This is a genomic window from Actinoplanes italicus, assembly GCF_003001815.1.
Taxonomy (GTDB): Bacteria; Actinomycetota; Actinomycetes; order Mycobacteriales; family Micromonosporaceae; genus Actinoplanes; species Actinoplanes italicus.
Map to the genome: position 1 here is coordinate 137507 of NZ_PVMZ01000006.1, position 16699 is coordinate 154205.

The 16699-nt window shown below is 71.2% G+C and carries 11 protein-coding genes and 1 pseudogene; 4 read left to right on the plus strand and 8 right to left on the minus strand.

The features are described 5' to 3' along the window. Window positions 1–28 precede the first annotated feature (28 nt). Window positions 29–2317, plus strand: coding sequence for a putative bifunctional diguanylate cyclase/phosphodiesterase (locus tag CLV67_RS16835; RefSeq protein ID WP_106319343.1), 2289 nt, complete (start codon window positions 29–31; stop codon window positions 2315–2317). A gap of 7 nt (window positions 2318–2324) precedes the next feature. On the opposite strand, the gene CLV67_RS16840 is transcribed toward CLV67_RS16835, so the two are convergent. Continuing rightward, window positions 2325–2747, minus strand: a complete 423-nt coding sequence (locus CLV67_RS16840; RefSeq protein ID WP_106319847.1) for an acyl-CoA thioesterase — start codon at window positions 2745–2747, stop codon at window positions 2325–2327. Window positions 2748–2834: 87 nt separating this feature from the next. On the opposite strand from CLV67_RS16840, the gene CLV67_RS16845 reads away from it, so the two are divergent. Both CLV67_RS16845 and CLV67_RS16850 read left to right on the plus strand, forming a co-directional pair. Beyond that, window positions 2835–4901 (plus strand): methyl-accepting chemotaxis protein, encoded by a 2067-nt coding sequence (locus tag CLV67_RS16845; protein WP_146169198.1) that lies wholly within the window; start codon window positions 2835–2837, stop codon window positions 4899–4901. A gap of 360 nt (window positions 4902–5261) precedes the next feature. Continuing rightward, window positions 5262–7871 (plus strand): annotated as a pseudogene (locus CLV67_RS16850) (ATP-binding protein); the annotation flags it as partial. A gap of 38 nt (window positions 7872–7909) precedes the next feature. Here the strand turns inward: CLV67_RS16850 and CLV67_RS53385 are convergent. Together CLV67_RS53385 and CLV67_RS16860 are read right to left on the minus strand one after the other, a co-directional pair. Further along, a complete protein-coding gene (locus CLV67_RS53385; RefSeq protein ID WP_239165944.1) occupies window positions 7910–9037 on the minus strand; it encodes a dipeptidase in 1128 nt (375 codons plus the stop codon). A gap of 224 nt (window positions 9038–9261) precedes the next feature. Then, entirely contained in the window at window positions 9262–10422 is a 1161-nt protein-coding gene (locus CLV67_RS16860) for an oxygenase MpaB family protein (RefSeq protein WP_106319351.1), read from the minus strand. Between the two features lie 107 nt (window positions 10423–10529). On the opposite strand from CLV67_RS16860, the gene CLV67_RS16865 reads away from it, so the two are divergent. Then, complete coding sequence (locus CLV67_RS16865) at window positions 10530–11093, plus strand: TetR/AcrR family transcriptional regulator (RefSeq protein WP_106319353.1); 564 nt, start codon at window positions 10530–10532, stop codon at window positions 11091–11093. Between the two features lie 809 nt (window positions 11094–11902). Here the strand turns inward: CLV67_RS16865 and CLV67_RS16870 are convergent. The 5 genes from CLV67_RS16870 to CLV67_RS16885 all read right to left on the minus strand — a co-directional run bounded on the left by CLV67_RS16870 (window position 11903) and on the right by CLV67_RS16885 (window position 16588). Then, entirely contained in the window at window positions 11903–12673 is a 771-nt protein-coding gene (locus tag CLV67_RS16870) for a hypothetical protein (RefSeq protein ID WP_146169202.1), read from the minus strand. Between the two features lie 537 nt (window positions 12674–13210). Then, window positions 13211–13483 (minus strand): hypothetical protein, encoded by a 273-nt coding sequence (locus tag CLV67_RS52695; RefSeq protein ID WP_211304156.1) that lies wholly within the window; start codon window positions 13481–13483, stop codon window positions 13211–13213. Between the two features lie 189 nt (window positions 13484–13672). Continuing rightward, entirely contained in the window at window positions 13673–15307 is a 1635-nt protein-coding gene (locus tag CLV67_RS16875; protein ID WP_106319357.1) for a carbohydrate-binding domain-containing protein, read from the minus strand. 13 nt (window positions 15308–15320) lie between these two features. Next, window positions 15321–16055 carry a polyphosphate polymerase domain-containing protein gene (locus tag CLV67_RS16880; protein WP_106319359.1) on the minus strand — a complete coding sequence of 245 codons (735 nt, stop codon included), beginning with the start codon at window positions 16053–16055 and terminating at the stop codon, window positions 15321–15323. Beyond that, window positions 16052–16588 (minus strand): DUF4956 domain-containing protein, encoded by a 537-nt coding sequence (locus tag CLV67_RS16885; protein ID WP_239165945.1) that lies wholly within the window; start codon window positions 16586–16588, stop codon window positions 16052–16054. The genes CLV67_RS16880 and CLV67_RS16885 overlap by 4 nt, the downstream gene beginning before the upstream one ends. Window positions 16589–16699: the final 111 nt, after the last annotated feature.

Genomic DNA, 16699 nt, shown 5'->3' on the forward strand with positions numbered 1-16699 from the left:
CCCGGCCGGACCACGCCGATGGAAGGACATGACCCACGTCCAGGCCACCGGCCCCGCGCCCGCTTCCCGGGCGCTTCTCGAGTTCCGTGTGCACCTGGGCCTCAGCGCGGCCCTGCTCGGGTTCCTGCTGCTCGGCCCGGAGCAGGCGGCCGCCCCGATGATGGTTCTGCTGCTGGCGCTCAGCCTGGTGGCGATCCATCGCGGTCCGCGGCTGAACCGGCCGGCCGACGAGACGCCGTGGCGGTACATCCGTTACGCCTCGTACTTCTTCGTCGTCTGCAGTCTGCTACGGGTGGTACGCGCCGAGGGCGGGCTGCCGGACTGGCTGACTCTGCTGCCGGACCTGCTCACCATTCCGGCGTACCTGCTGGTGGCACTCTGTTTCGTGGTGATGCTGCGGATGCGGCGGGCCAGCGACGACGACTCGGCCCGGATCGACGCGCTGCTGATGGGTCTCGGCACGGCGTTCCTGACCTGGACGTTCCTGATCGGGCCGCGGACCGCGGTGCACCTGACCGGTTCGCAGCTGGTCAACGTGCTCTTCCCGGTCTTCGACGTGGTGATCCTGGTGCAGGCCGCACGACTCATGCTGTCTCGCGGCACCCGGCAGCCGGCGCTGTGGACGATGATCCTCGCGTGCGGGGCGCTGTTCACCGGTGACCTGCTGTACTGCCTGCGGGAGGCACTCGGGGTCGGCGTTCCGGAGCAGTTCGTCGACACGTTCCTGCTGCTGATGTTCGCGCTGCTGACCGCTTCCTCGCTGCACCCGTCGATGCGGGAGCTCACCGAGCCGCAGCAGGCCGTGGCCCGCGACCTGAGCCGGGGCCGGACCGCGCTGATCGGCGCGATGGTGATCTTCCCGGTGGCGCTGACCGCGATCATGCCGCAGGGCACCACGACCAACAACGCGATGCGCGCCGTGCTCTGCGTGGCGCTGATCCTGACCGTGCTGCTGCGGGTGATCCGCTCGAACAACTCCCGGGCGCGGGCCGAGCGGCTCAGCCGGCGCCGGGTCACCCACGACACGCTGACCGACCTGCCGAACCGGGAGCTGCTCACCGAGACGGTGACCGGGTGGGCCGGCCGGGCCGCCGCGGAGCGGCACGAGATCAGCCTGCTCTTCCTGGACCTCGACCGGTTCAAGATGATCAACGACAACTGGGGTCACCCGGTCGGTGACGAGCTGCTCCGGGCCGTCGCGGAACGGCTCACCCAGGTGGTACGGGCCGAGGACGTGGTGAGCCGGATCGGCGGCGACGAGTTCGTGGTCGCCCTGTCCGGGCCGCCCCACGAGCGGCTGGGCGAGCAACTCGCCGAGCGGCTGATCGCCGAGTTCAACCGGCCGTTCTCGCTCTCCATCGGCGACGTGGTCACCTCGGTGTCGATCGGCGTGGCCAAGTCCGCCGGTGACGTGCACGCGCTGGACCTGATCCGGGACGCGGACACCGCGATGTACAAGGCCAAGAGCAACGGCCGCAACGTCTACACGCTCTTCGACGCCTCGATGCGGGTCCAGGTCCAGGACCGGGTCCGGCTGGAGCAGGCGCTGCGCGGCGCCCTGGAACGCGGCGAACTGGCGGCGCACTTCCAGCCGATCATCGACCTGGCCTCCGGCGAGCTGGACGGCTTCGAGGCGCTGATGCGCTGGCACTCGCCCGAGCTGGGTTTCGTGTCGCCGGTGGAGTTCATCCCGATCGCCGAGGAGACCGGCATGATCGAGGAGATGGGCGCGTGGCTGCTGCGCGAGTCGGTACGCCAGCTGGGCGAGTGGACCGCCCGGCGCGGACCGGACGCCCGGCCGCTGCACGTGTCGGTGAACGTCGCGGTACGCCAGCTGCGCGACGGCTCCCTGGTCCGGATCGTCGACGAGGCGCTCCGGGAGAACGACCTGCCGCCGGCCGCCCTGTGGCTGGAGATCACCGAGTCGGGCGTGATGGAGGACCTGGAAGCGGCCCTGCTCACCCTCAACGCGCTGCGGACCATGGGCGTGACCCTGGCCGTCGACGACTTCGGCACGGGTTACTCGTCGCTGAGCTACCTGCACCGGCTCCCGGTCGGCATCGTCAAGATCGACCGGTCGTTCGTCTCGGGTGTCGGTGAGAACGGCGCCAAGGAGCCGATCGTACGGGCGGTCCTCGCGATGGCTCTGGCGATGGGTCACCGGGTGGTGGCCGAGGGTGTGGAGACCGAGATCCAGCGCGACTGGCTGCGCGAGCAGGGCTGTGACCTGGTGCAGGGCTGGCTCTACAGCAAGGCCGACCTGCCCGCGAACCTCACCGCGTGGATCGACCGGACGCCCGCCCTCACGGAGGCGTAGGCGGCGGTCAGAGTGCCAGCCAGGACGGGTCGGTTGCGAGGGTGCGCAGCCGGCCGGCCGGGTCGTCGACGAGGCGGCGGGTGGACCGGTCCAGCAGGCCGGCCACCCCGGTGACGGCGGCGACCGGAACCCCGTCGGCACGTGTGTAGTCCTGCTCGACCCGGAACGTCTTGCCCTCGCCCCAGAGGAACCGGCAGGTCACGTCGACCTCGTCGCCGGCCCGCAGCTCCTTCAGGTAGCGGATCGTGGTCTCCAGCACCACGGGGCCCACCCCTGCCGTGACCAGCGTGTCCGGCCCCAGTCCGGCGGCGAGGAACGCCTGCCAGCGGGCATGCTCGCCGTACTGCAGATAGACGGCTTGATTGACGTGCCCCTGAAGGTCCAGCTCGTATCCGCGGACCGCGATGCGTACCTGGAACAGGTCTGCCATCCGCCCATCCTGGCACAACCCGAACGCCGGACACGTTCCCCGAGCCTGCCGTATAAAACCTTTATAAGGTCATACGGAAGGGTCGGGATGACACGGAGCAGCTCACCGCCCACGGTGTTGCGCCCGGTGCTCAGGATCACCGATCGGATCCGCACCGCCACCCGGCTGAGCGTGGTCGTGCTGGCACTGTTCGTTCCGGGCGCCCTGGCCACCGGCATGTACACCGCTGTGACCACCTCCGACATCGGCTTCAGCAGCCGCGAGGAGGAGGGCGCCGACGCCCTGCGTCCGGTGCTGACCGCGCTGACCGACACGGCCGCCGGCCGTACCCCCGATCTCGGCGCCGTCCGTGCCGCCGCCGGGGAGCACCCCGACCTGAAGATCACCGACGCCGCGACGGCCGTCCCGGAGACCGGGGACGGCTCGATCGAGGCACGCGTCGCCACCGCGTCCGCGCTGGCCGCCCTGATCACCGAGATCGGCAACACGTCGAACCTCATCCTCGACCCCGACCTGGACTCGTTCTATGTGATGGACGCCCAGGTGGTGCAGCTGCCGCAGGCGATGCTGACCGCGCTGCAGTCGTCGGCGCCGGTACCGGCGGGCACCAGCGCCCGGGACGCGGTGGCGGCCCAGGCGGTGATCGCCGGGCGCCTCACCGGCGTGGCGGAGGCGCTGCGCAACGACATCGCCACGGCCATCGGCAACACCGGCGACGAAGGGCTGTCCGGCCTGATCAGCGGGCCGGTGCAGGCGCTCGCCGACCGGATCGAGGAGCTCGGCCGGCAGCTCACCGAAACCCTCGACAGGCCCGGCCCCGCCGACCCGGTCGCGGTGGCGGACGCCGCGGACGCCGCGGTGCAACCGCTGCACGACGCGCTGAGCCGTCTGCTGGACGACCGGATCGCGACGTATTCGCTGGAGCGGGCCCTGGTGCTCGGATTCTCGATCGGCGGCTTCCTGCTGGCGCTCTGGTTCGCGGGTGCGGTGCTCTGGCGGACCAGCCACGACGTACGCCAGACCGTATCCGCGGTGACCGCGATCGCCGGGTCGGATCTGGCGCCACGGCCGATGCCGGAAGGCCGCGACGAGATGGGCGACATCGGGCGGGCGCTGACCGTGGCCCGGACCCGGCTGCAGGACCAGGAGACCGCGCTGTCCAACGCGGAGATCGCCCGCGAGCAGCAGCTACGGTCCGGCTTCCTGCACCAGCGGCAGGCCGAGACCCAGTTCCGGCGGCGGACCCAGGAGATCATCGACGAGTCCACCACGGTCATCGCCGGGGAGCTGCGCCAGGTGACCGAGAAGGTCGGCGAGGTCCGGGGCTCGTCCGAGGTGATCGACGAGCGGATCACGGTCGCCGACATGGCCGCCAACGCGATCGTCGGCCAGGCGCACGAGGCCGAGCAGGTGATCACCTCGCTGGAGATGAGCCTGCGCCGGGTCGCGACCGGTGCGGCGCTGGTCACCGACATCGCCCGGCAGACCCGGCTGCTCGCCCTGAACGCGACGATCGAGGCGGCCCGGGCCGGTGACCTGGGGTACGGCTTCACGGTCGTCGCCGACGAGGTCAAACAGCTCGCCACGCACACCACCGAGTCGACCGACCAGATCATCGAGACGATCCACGACCTGGAGCGGGACACCACCGCCATGGCCCGCACGATCACCACGATGACCGAGGGCATCGCCGCGGTGAGCGACGCGGCCGTCTCGCTACGGTCCGTCGCCGCCGACCAGTCCACCCTGATGGACCAGCTCACCGACCAGATGACCGACACCCTGGGCCGGGTCGAGGAGATGGCCGACCTGGCCACCCGCCTGGAGCGCCGCGAGCACGACCGGATCACCGCGGCCGGCCGGGTGTTGCTGCGCTGCCCCGGCCGCCCGGCAGTCGAGGCGCCGCTGGTCAACGTGAGCGCCGGTGGCCTGCGCTGCCTGGTGCCCGAGGAGGCGCGGCTGATCGAGGGCACGAGCCTGGAGGCCGACCTGGACGGCGGCGATGACCGGGTGACCGTGCACGCCCGGGTGGTGAACTCGGCGGACACCCGGGACGGGCAGGAGATCGGCCTGCAGTTCCTGATCGCCGACGAGGCGGAGGCGACCCGGCTGGCCACCCTCGCGGACCGGCTGATCAACGCCGCGCAGGAGTGACTCCCCGCAGGTGGGATCGACATAGACGGTGACGACTCTCCACACCTAGGCTGGGCCGGCGCGTGTCGGTGTCCGAAGGGGAGAGTGGTGCGGTTCCGGCTTCTGGGTCCGGTCGAGGCGGCCGAGGGGGAACTGGTCGTCGCGCTGGGCGCACTCAAGCAGCGGCATCTGCTCGCCGCTCTGCTCTTCGACGGCGGGCACCCGGTCACCTTCGAGACCCTGATCGACCGGCTCTGGGGTGACGAGCCGCCCGCCGACGCCCGCGGCGCGCTCTACGGTTACGTCGCCCGGCTGCGCCGGGTGGTCAAGGACAGCACCGGGGTCACCCTGGTCCGCTGGTCGGGCGGTTACACGTTGCAGGTGCCGCCCGGTTCGGTCGACCTCTACCGGTTCCGTGAACTGGTGGAGTTCACCCGGACCGCGGGGCCGGACGAGCGGCTCGCCGCCTGCGACGAGGCGCTCGGGCTCTGGCGGGGCGAGGCGCTGGCCGGCCTGCCCGGCGAATGGGCCCAGCGCACCCGGGAGAGCCTGGAGCAGCACCGGCTCGCGACACTGGCAGACTGGGCGCTCACCGCGGTGGCGCGGGGACGGCACGCGGAGGCGGCCGACCGGCTGGCCGTGGCCCTGGCCCGGGATCCGCTGTGCGAGCCGCTGATCGCGGCGATGATGCGCGCGTTGCACGCGTCCGGCCGTACCGTAGAAGCACTTGATCTCTTCGCCCGGTCCCGCAACCGGATCGTCGACGAGCTCGGCACCGAGCCCGGACCGCTGCTGCGTGAGGCGCACACCAGCGTGTTGCGGGAACCGGCCGCACCGGCCGGCCTGACACGGGCGCACCGGCCGTTCCTGCTGCCGCCCGACCTGCCGGACTACACCGGATTCGACCCGCAGTTCACCGCCACCGCCGAGGCGTTGCGCACGCCCGCCGGCAGCCCGGTCGTGGTGGTCTCCGGGCAGGGTGGCGCCGGGAAGACGGCGTTCGCGGTGCACGTGGCGCACGCCGTCCGCGATCACTACCCGGACGGGTCGCTCTTCCTGAACGTGGGCGGCGCCGACCCGCTGGAACCGGCGGAGGCGCTCAGCCGGCTGCTGCGCATGCTCGGTGTCACCGACGCGGACGCCCGGGGCAACTCCGACCTGCGCGAACGTGAGGCACGGTACCGCGCGGAGCTGGCCGGCCGTCGGATCCTGGTGGTCGTCGACGACGCGGTCGGGGCGCGGCAGATCCACCCGTTCCTGCCCGGTGACGCGGGCTCTGCGCTGCTAGTGACGAGCCGGAACCGGCTGGTCACCGTGCCCGCGACGAATCGCGTCGAGCTGAGCACCATGTCCGCCGGGGAGGCGCGGGCCCTGCTCACCCGGGTGGTCGGCGCGGAGCGGACCGAGGCCGAACCGGCCCAGACGTCACGCCTGATCGAACTGTGCGCCCGGCTTCCGCTCGCGGTCCGCGTCGCCGGGGCCCGGCTGGCGGCCCGTCCGCACTGGACGGTGGGACAGCTGGCCCATCGGCTCGACGACGAGCGGCGGCGGCTCGACGAGCTGGCCGTCGACGACCTGGAGGTACGCGCCGGTCTGGCCGTCGGTTTCCGCGGCCTCAGCCCGCGGGCGCAGCTGGCGTTCCGGGCGCTGGGCTGCCTCGATCCGCCGGTGCTGACCGCGCTCACCGTGTCGGCGCTGCTCGACGTCACGCTGGACGAGGCCGACGACCTGGTCGAGGAGATCACCGACGCGCGGCTGCTGGACGTGGTCGGCGCCGACGGGCCGTGCACGCGCTACCGGATGCACGACCTGGTCCGCCTCTACGCCGGTGAGCTGGCGCGGGAGGATCCGGACGGCATCCGCGCGACGGTCACCGGGGCGCTGGCCGCGCTGCTGCGGCTGGTCGAGCACCTCGCACACCAGCTGCCGGTGGCGACGCCGCGGCTCTACCACCCGGACGGGCTGCCCGAACCGGCCGCGCACTGGACCGCCACCATCGACCGGGTCGACCTGCGGCGCTGGTTCGACAACGAGGAGCCGGCGCTGATCGCCGCGGTCGAACGGGCCGCCGCTCTCGACCTGGTGGCCCCGGCCTGCGGGCTCGCCGACGCGCTGGTCTTCGCGTCGTTCGCGGCGCGCAACAACTTCGACGGCTGGGAGCGGACACACACCGCGGCGAGCGCCGCGGCCGCCCGTGCCGGGGACCGGCTCGCCGAGGCTGCCATGGAGTGCGGCATCGGTCAGCTGCGCTACGCCCAGGACCGGTTCCCGGAGTCGCGGCGGCACTTCTCCCGGGCGGCCGAGCTGTTCGAGACGGCCGGGCACGACCGCGGCCAGGCGGTGGCGCTGAACGGTCTCGGCACGGTCAGCCGCGAGCTCGGCGAGCACGCCATCGCCCTGCCGGAGATCAACCGGGCGCGGGAGGTGCTGGAGCGTCTCGGCGACGAGGCCGGGGTGGCGCACGCCCACTACAGCCTCGGTTTCGCGCACCGCGAGCTCGGCGACGACGACGTGGCTCTCGACCATCTCGCGGCGGCGCTCGCCCTCTACCGCCGGCTCGGACATCGGCGCGGCGAGCTCATCGCGATCCGCGGCATGGGTCTGGTGCACCGGGCCCGTGGGGAGCTCGACAAGGCGGAGGAGCACTGCTCCGCAGCGCACACCATCGCCACCGCAGTCGGAGACACCCATCTGGCCGCCTACACCGCGCAGGCGCTGGCCAAGGTGTGGATCCGGCAGGGCGATCCGGACCGTGGGCTGGAGCCGCTGCGGGTCGCCCTGGCCGCCACCGACGGGCGGCGCGACGGACACGGCACCGCGCTGGTCACCCGGACGCTCGGGGAGCTGCATCTGGCCGCCGGCCGGCTCGCCGAGGCCGCCGAGCTGCTGGAGTCGGCGGCGGCCCAGTGGCGCGACATCGGCATGGATCTGGGCCGGGCGCGCACGCTACGCGATCTCGGTGCTGTCCGATGCGCGTCCGGCGACCACGAGGCGGCGCACTCCTGCTGGGCGACGGCAGACGAGATCTTTCAAAGATTGGGCGTACGGGAGAGCGCCGAACTGACCGCATGGCGTGCCGCCTCCGGCTGCGCCTGCCCGGCCTCGGCACTGCGCATCACGCGGAGCACGTTGCCGCCGGCCAGAGCGGCCAGTTCCTCGTCCGACCAGCGGCGGGCCGCCAGTTCGCCGAACAGCCGGGGGTAGCACGACACGTCGTCGAGCCCCGAGGGCGTGTGGTCGCACCCGTCGAAATCACCGCCGAGCCCGACGTGTTCCACCCCGGCCACCTCGCGGACGTGCTCGACGTGGTCGGCCACCTGCTCCACGGTCACCGGTGGTGGCGGCCCCTCCGGGTTCCGGGTCCAGGCCCAGCGCTCCTCGGAGAGGAAGGCCGGCACGAACGTCACCATGCACACCCCGCCGTTGCCGGGCAGCTCGGCCAGCACGTCGTCGGGAACGTTGCGGGGATGAGGGCAGAGCGCCCGCGCCGACGAGTGGCTGAAGATCACCGGCGCGGTCGTCACGGCCAGGGCGTCGCGCATCGTGGTGTCGGCGACGTGCGACAGGTCGACGAGCATGCCGATCCGGTTCATCTCAGCGACCACCTCGCGGCCGAAGTCGTTGAGCCCGCCGAGCCGGGGTGTGTCGGTGGCGCTGTCGGCCCACGCGACGTTCTGCTTGTGGGTCAGGGTCAGATACCGGACGCCCAGCTCACCGAGCATCCGCAGGACCGCCAGGGAGTCGCAGATGCTGTGGCCGCCCTCGGCACCGAGCAGCCCGGCGATCCGTCCCGCCCGGAACGCGGCCTCCACGCCGTCAGCCGTCGTCACGAGTTGGAGCCGGCCGGCGTAGCGGCGGTGCAGCGCGTACACCAGGTCGATCTGCTGCAGGGTCCGGACCACGGCAGCCGCCGGAGGCAGGTCGCCGGGCACGTAGACCGACCAGAACTGGGCGCCCACCCGCCCGGCGGCCAGTCTCGGCAGGTCGGTACGGGTCAGTGGCTGATGCCGGTCGAGCGCGAACTTGTCCAGGTCCGCCGGGGCGAGCGCGCCGCCGTGCAGGGTGCGCAGCGTGTCCGGTAGATCGTTGTGCCCGTCGACGAGCGGATGCTGAGCCAGCAGGCGGGCGATCCGGTCACCTGCGGTCTCGTTCCGCACTGACTCGTCGATCGGCCACATGGGTCACCCGGATCCGTTGATGAACGCGGAAGGTGCGGGATCCCCCCTTCACTGCTAATCCCGCACCGTCCGCGTTCGTCAGGCGAGGAACGTCGAGGTGGACGCCCGCCAGCGCGTCGCGTCGTCGTCCCGTCCGGCGCCGGCCTCAAGATTGACAGCCGTATCTGCCGAACTTCTGGCACATTTCTGTCAGCCACTTCCTGTCAGCCCTGCCCGAGTTCGGTCCCCCACCTCGCGAACTGCGCCCGCGCCTGGCGTTCGGAACGTGCCAGCAGCCGGGCCCGGCCGCCCGGAAGCCGCCCCAGGACGTGGCTGACCAGCAGATTCGCGGCGACCCGGGTAAGGCCGTACCAGGGCGGCCGGTAGGGCAGGCCCAGGTCACGCATGGCGGCCGGTCCGAGCAGCCAGCAGCTCACCGACAGTGCGCGCTCACGTTCGTACCACCGCCGGCGGCCGGTCGTCACGTCGTCGGTCATCGTGATCAGGGCGCGGGCCAGGGCGACGCTGTTGGCGTCCGGCGGAGGATCGTTGGCCAGGAAGTGGTAGAGCAGGCGGCGGCCACGACGCTCGGTGTGCGGCAGCCACTCCTCGTCCACACCCATCAGCCAGCCGACGTAACTCCACAGGTGCATGACGGCGGCCGCGTCGGCGCGGGAGACACGCACCCCGAGCAGGCGCAGGTGCAGCAGGAAGCTGGTGCTGAACACGCCCAGGGTGCTGGCCTGGTCATACTGGTTGATCGGCACACCTCGCAGGTCCCACTCCCAGGTCGGGTCGGCCTCCAGCCGTGCGTTGACCAGCGCGTGCATGACCCGGACGTGCACGGTCGCCCGGAACCCCTCCCCGCCGGGCGCCATCCCGCCGGGCGCGGTGACCGCTCGCCACCAGAACGACGTCTCCTGGATCCGGCGCAGGGTCTCCCCGCCGGCCAGCCGGCCGGTCCGCACCAGCGGTTCCAGGGCCGCCGCGGTCCGGTAGCCGCCGAGCAGCGAGCCGTAGGCCAGGACCAGCCCGGAATCCATGCCGAACGCCCGGCACGCCTCGGCGCCACGGGTGAGCAGCTCGTCGTCGACCCAGTCGGGCCGCCAGGACACGGCGTCCCAGAAGGCCCGCACAGGCTCGGGGTCGTCCGGGGACGGGCCCGCGGCCAGCGCCCGGTGCAGCTCGTTCGGGCGTACCGCCTTGATCAGGTCGGCGGCGAGCTCGTCGCGGCGGACGAGGCCGGTCCGCAGCGCGGCCAGCTCCGCCTCGGTGGGGTCCGCGCCCGGCCCGGCGACCAGTCGCAGCGGCCGGGCGGCCCGTTCGGCCCACGGCCGGTCGGCCCCGAACCGGCTGGGCACCCGCAGATCGGCGTGCGTCGTCATGGTTCGACGATAAAGTGAGCGAAAGCTCGTTTACTACTCGTCTTTCGAGGCCTTCCTTGACGGGCAATAACCACAGGTCAAAGCCGCGACAGCAGCGCTCCCGGGAGATGATCGATCGAATCCTGAGTGCGACCGCTCAGGTTCTGGCCGAGAAAGGCTACGCCGGGCTGAGCACCAACCGCGTCGCCGCGGCGGCCGGTGTGAGCATCGGCTCGCTCTACCGTTACTTCGCCGACAAGAACGAACTCATCGAGCAGCTACGGGCACGCAGCTCGGCCGACGTCCTGGCAGACCTGACCGGCGCACTGACCGCGGCGGTCACCATGCCGGCCCGAGACGGTGTCCACCACATCCTGTCCGTGCTGGTCCACGCCGTGCAACGGCACCGGGCGGTGACCACCGCGATGATCGCCGAGGCGCCGCTGGGCGCGCACGGCAACATCCTGCCCGAGGTCGAACGCCAGCTCGCCCAGATGACCCGGCTCTTCGTGGCGGTGCACGCCCCCGGTCTCGACCCGCTGGAGGCGGACGCCCGCATCCACCTGGCCATGGGCGTCACCCTCAACGCCTGCCTGCGGATCGCCCTCGACCCGCCACCCGGCGTGACCGAGGACAGGTTGATCAGTCTGACGGCCGACCTGCTGGTCCTCGGCCTGGTCCCGGATCTCTAGACACCTTTTGAAGGTCATGGTCTCCGGCACCTCGCCCCGCCCCGGGCGGTTCCGCGTGCCGCCACCACCCGCGCTTCGCGTGTGCTCTGCGATAGACCAGCCGGCTGCGGTGCCCGCTCCGGTAGCAGACACGCGCACGTCGCCGACCGCCCCGGCGCCGCTGACATCCGGCGCCACTGACCATCTGCGGTGACCGCCTCGTTCATCTCGGAAAGTCCAAGTCGTATACCACTTCGGCGGGCGTGACCCCCGGTGCCACTGACCCCGGGTGCCACTCACCCCGGTGCCACTGACACGCCGACTTCTACCACGTCTTCGCCAACCCCGGCGGTGATACATCCGCCGTGGGTGGCCCGCCGCCTGCCAGGGCGCGTGCTCACGCCGTTCCCGCTGCCGCCGGCCCGAACCACCGCCAATACCGCACCGCACTCATCCAACACACCCGAAACCATCGAAATAGGCCGATCGCCAGAAGCGTCTTCAACAGACCTGACGCAGACTCTGGCTTCGAAGACTCTCCACACAGCTGTCGCCGTAGAGGCCCGGGCCGCCTCAAGGCTGGAATCCCGATGCTGATACACGTCTCGCGGGCCTGCCGGAGACCCCGACACCTCCAATCTCTCCGGTGTCCGTCACGCAGCTCCCCCGTCGACTGGTCTCCAATGTGTTCATCGTCTCGGTTCGGGGATTGGCATGATCCAACGCTGACAGTCGTGGATCGGGATTCGAGACAATTGATGCATGGGGCAGGTCTCATTGTTCAGTCGCGCGGAAATAGCCGCGATGCGCGATCGCACCGCGTCACGGAATTACTCTGCGAGCCGCGAGGAATTCCGCCGCGAGCATGAGCGGCGCCGTTTCTGGGGACTGCGGAGCCGACACGGCGAGAAACTGCGCCGGAACCGCGAGGCCGGGTGCTCATCGGCCTCATCGCCGCTCGATCCGGCTGCGAGCCGAGCGAGAACCGAGGGGCCACCACCCGTCACTGATCTGCCGGCCGCTGGACCGCGGTCATCGGCTTCCGCATCCGCCCTTGCTCCCTCTCCCACCTTCACTTCGGCCTCGTCCGTCGCCTTCTCATCCTCTTCGGCTTCCGCCTCCGCCCCTATCCCTGCCTCGTCCGTCGCCTCCTCCTCCGCCCCTACCTTCGCCTCTGCCTCGTCCGTCGCCTCCTCATCCGCCCCTGTCCGTGCCTCGCCTGTCGCCTCCTCAACCGCCCCTACCTTCGCCTCTGCCTCGTCCGTCGCCTCCTCATCCGCCCCTGTCCGTGCCTCGCCTGTCGCCTCCTCAACCGCCCCCACCCCTGCCTCTCCCTCGTCCGTCGCCTCCTCAACCGCCCCCACCCCCGCCCCTACGCCTGCCTCGTCCCTCGCCGCCTCATCCGCTTCGCCGTCCGTCTCCGCCTCCCCCTCCACCGGTGCTTCGCCGCAGCGGAGCTCGGCGGCCCGGACGATTGCCGCCTTGGCGCGGGTCCCAGCATCGGATGCAGTGCGGGCTGTCAAATCGGAGCAGGTGATACGGGGCGGGCCGGTTCGACGGCCGTGGAGCGCGGTGCGCCCGGCGGCGAACAGTTCGGTCAAGCGAGGTGTTTCACTGCGAGCGCCGCGGTCGTTGCCAGCGGTCCGGCGACATGAGCGTGATGTCGGACCAACGTTGCCGTCCGTATTTCGACCAGCTCACTGTGAAATTTCATTGAATGGGGATGGTCTCCGCAGGACGGAAGTCGCGGTAACCAATTCCAGCAATTTCCTTCCTGGCCGCACCGATGGGGGTTACCCGGCGACGGTTACGGTAAAAGCAGCCTCTGCATGCTTTCACTGTCTTCTTTCTTCGCGCCGGGTGGGAGCGGCTGACCTGGAACGCGTTCTTGGACTCTCCCGGACCCCATGGGAAAAGTCAGGTTCAGAACATTTCACCGAAGGCCGGGATTTCGTTGAGGCCCGGGAAGTGAGACGAACCCCATCCGGCAGAGCCGGGCGGTGCTCACCGAGCCGAAGCCTTCCACGGCGCCCGACAACGGCCCATCATGGCCACGCGACGCCCGCCAGACTCGAACACGTCTGCCAGGTCGAGCGCTTCCCGCCGAGTCCCGGTCTCAGTCCTGCCCAGTCCCGGTCTCAGTCCTGCCCAGTCACGGTCCCGGTCCCGGTCCCGGTCCAGTCCCAGTCCCGGTCCCAGTCCCAGTCCCGGTCCCGGTCCCGGTCCCGGTCCCGGTCCCAGTCCCAGTCCAGTCCCAGTCCCAGTCCCGGTCCCAGTCCCAGTCCCAGTCCCGGTCCCAGTCCCAGTCCCAGTCCCGGTCCCGGTCCCGGTCCCGGTCCAGTCCCGGCCTTGGCCCCGGTCCCGGTCCAGTCCCGGCCTTGGCCCCGGCCCCGGCCCCGGCCCCGGTTCAAGCCCAGGCCCAGGCCCGGTTCCGGCCCCGGTTCAAGCCCAGGCCCGGTTCCGGCCCCCCGGTTCCCGGCCCGGCCCGGCCCGGCCCCGAGCTTCTGCGGTCAGGGTCTCCGGCAGCCCGCAAGCCGTAGCCGATCCACGTGACAGCACTGAGATACGGCTTGCGGGCTGGACCTCGACGACTGCGACGGCTAACGGTTGCCCGCGACGACCGTGCTGACCTGGGTGCCGTTCAGCGTCCCGCCGACGTAGAGTCCACCCCCTACCGCCGTGCCGGAGACCGATCCGCCGGTGCGCACCGCGTAGGTCGTACCCCGGGTGATCTGGTTCGAGGAGAAGACGACGCCCCGGAAGGCCTTCGTGGGCTGGTAGGACGCGATCTGCGCACCCGAGGTGGTGGCCAGATGGACCACCGTCCCAGCAGGCTGGTTGGCGCTGAAGGTGATCGACACCCAGCCCTGACCGGAGGTCGGCAGGGTGCTGGTGGTGGCGCTGATCCCGGAGGAGAGCAGCGTGCCGCCGGTGATGGTGAGCGCACCGTTGGAGTCGAGGCCGCCCTCGCCGCCGCCGCGGGTGGCGGAGCCGGTGACCACCACGGTGCCGCCGCCGATGGTGAGGGCGCCGTTGGAGTCGAGGCCGTCGGTGCCGCCGCCGACGACCACCGAGCCGCCGGTGACGGAGATGAGCGCGTTCGGCGAGTTCTGCATCTCGCCGTAGGCCGGGTCGGAGGCGTTGACCGCGTCGTCGGAGGCCACCGCGGAGACGTTTCCGCCGCTCAGATAAACCTTCAGACCTTCGATTCCCTCGTACGACTTCGTGACGTTCACAGTTCCGCCGGAGATCCGCACGTCCGTCTCGGCGTGCACGCCGTCGTCCGACGTGGACACCGTCGTGGTGCCGCCGTCGACGGTGACGTTCGCGTCGGAGTGGACCCCGTCGTCGGTGGCGGTGACGTTCGCCGTCCCGTCGCTGATCACGGTCAGCACCCCGGCCTTGAGTCCCTTGCCGGTGGCGTTGGCGGTGATCGAGCCGCCGTTGACGATCACGTCGGTCTGTCCGGTGATCGCGTCGTCGGTCGCGTGCACGTTGACGGTTCCGCCCGTGACCGCCACGTACCCGCGGGTGGTGTCCTCCTCGTTGTCGGACTTGAGCCCGTCACCGCCGGCCGTGGCGGTGATCGAACCGCCGCTGACGATCACGTAGTCCTGACCGCGGATCGCGTCGTCCGGCGCGGTCGCGGTGATCGTTCCCCCGGCGATGACGAGGCCGTCCTTGACGTTGATGGCGTCGTTGGCGTTGCCGGTGACGACGAGCGAGCCGGTGCCGGCGATGGTCAGGTCGGCGGCCGAGGCGATCGGCCCGTCGGCGGAGGTGGTGCCGTCGGTGAGCCGGTTGGTGGTGCCGGCCTGGAGGAACAGCAGGACCTCGTCGGCGGCGACCACGTTGATCGCACCGGTGGCGCCGGTGACGGTGACACCGTTGAGGATGAGCCGGACGATGCCGCTGCCGGTGCTGTTGACGACGATCTGGCCGCTGGTGAGGGAGCCGCTGAAGCGGTAGGTGCCGGCCGCGTTCACGGTCACCGTGCTGCCCGCGACGGTCACGTTCGGGTTGCTGGTGGTGGCGCCCGTGCCGGTCAGGGTGACGGCGGCGACGTCCGGCTCGTTCCAGGTGAGGTCGGCGGAGCTGTGATGGCTGGCCTGGTTGGCGGCGAGGGCGGCCGCCGCCGCGGGCCCGGCGGCCACCGCGGGCGTCGGGGCGACCCAGACGGCGAGGGCGGTGGCGGTCAGCGCCGCGGGGACGGCGAGCCGGGGGATTCGGGGCATGGTGGGTCCTTCTTCAGGTGGGGGAGAAGTGGCGGCGCAGGAGGCGCCGCCACGGGACGGCGGGCAGGTCGGGTCGCAGCGCGGCGAGCCCGGTGGCGTACTTGGAGATGCTGATGGGCCGGTGCCCGCAGGCCCACAGCAGCCGGTCGGCCGGGGAGACCGCCGAGCCGGTCTTGGTCTCGATCACCGCGACGTCCGGCAGCGTGATCTCCCGGCCGTCCATGTCGGTCCAGGTCAGACCGATGTCGACGGTCATCCGGGCGTCGCCGGTCGATTGCAGGAAGGTGGTCCGCCGGTAGGTGGTGACCAGTGTCGGCGCGAGGGTCAGGTCGTCGTCGCCGAGCACGTCGTCGACGAACCACCGGCCCGGCTCGACAGTGTCGTGGTCGTCTGGTTCGTACGGCAGCCGGTTCTTGATCGTCCCGCCGCGGTATCCCTCGGTCTTCACCTCGAGCCAGCACAGCGCCGAGTCGAGATAGGTCCTGGTCCTGACCTTGAAACGGCGGCGCCGCCGGTACGCGGTGAGCCGGAAGCTGACCAGGTCGGGTGTGTCGAAGTAGACCGATCGGTAGCGGAAGGTCCGTTCCCCGTCGATCTCCAGGACGCGGGTTCCGGGATCGAGCCGGGACACCAGCCGGCCGGCGTCGGCGACGGGCAGCACGTACTTGCGGTCCACCCGGGTCTGCAGCTCGGCCTTCGCGGTCAGTTCGGACAGCGAGACCGGGCCCAGGCCGGTGGTCACGGTCATCGGGCCGCTCCGGCAAGCGTTTTCCGATTCTGGGCGTACGAGTAGCGCACCTCCACCACGGTCGTCTCGTTGACGAGATCCACCCGTTCGACGGTGGCCGCGTGCACCCGGGCGCCGAGGATGCGTTCCAGCTGCGCGACCAGGGCGAGCTGGTCGATGACCGCGTTGTCGAGCACCATCACCTGCCGCCGGTAACCGCGGAACAGGCGTGGGTGGTCGCCCAGGTACATGACGACGAGGATCAGTCCCATCAGCGACGGGGCCAGCCAGAGCGGTCCGCCGCTGAGCGGGCCGAGGATGCCGAGGGCCAGCGCAGAGAAGTAGTAGGCGACCTCGTGCTGGTCCAGTTCGGTGGACCGGAGCCGGATGATCGACAGCACTCCGAACAGGCCGAGGCCAAGCCCGGCGCCGACCGTGCTGGAGCTGAGCGATCCGGCCACCGCGAGCACGCCCACGTTGACCCCGAGGTAGGCCACCACCAGGTCCCGCCGCCGGTGCCTCGGGAAGTACAGCCCGAAGACGAGAACACTCACAGCTGCGATATCTAGCGCGAACAGCGCAAGCCGGGGCATAGTGGCACGACCTCTCCGTGGCCGGCCGGACAGAGCCCCCGTGAACACCGTCCGGCCGACGGGTTACATATA

Excerpts from the sequence above, each read along its gene's own strand:
- CLV67_RS16835 (WP_106319343.1), top strand. The coding sequence starts at position 29 with ATGACCCACGTCCAGGCCACCGGCCCCGCGCCCGCTTCCCGGGCGCTT.
- CLV67_RS16840 (WP_106319847.1), bottom strand. The coding sequence starts at position 2,747 with ATGGCAGACCTGTTCCAGGTACGCATCGCGGTCCGCGGATACGAGCTG.
- CLV67_RS16845 (WP_146169198.1), top strand. The coding sequence starts at position 2,835 with ATGACACGGAGCAGCTCACCGCCCACGGTGTTGCGCCCGGTGCTCAGG.
- CLV67_RS16860 (WP_106319351.1), bottom strand. The coding sequence starts at position 10,422 with ATGACGACGCACGCCGATCTGCGGGTGCCCAGCCGGTTCGGGGCCGAC.
- CLV67_RS16865 (WP_106319353.1), top strand. The coding sequence starts at position 10,530 with ATGATCGATCGAATCCTGAGTGCGACCGCTCAGGTTCTGGCCGAGAAA.
- CLV67_RS16875 (WP_106319357.1), bottom strand. The coding sequence starts at position 15,307 with ATGCCCCGAATCCCCCGGCTCGCCGTCCCCGCGGCGCTGACCGCCACC.
- CLV67_RS16880 (WP_106319359.1), bottom strand. The coding sequence starts at position 16,055 with ATGACCGTGACCACCGGCCTGGGCCCGGTCTCGCTGTCCGAACTGACC.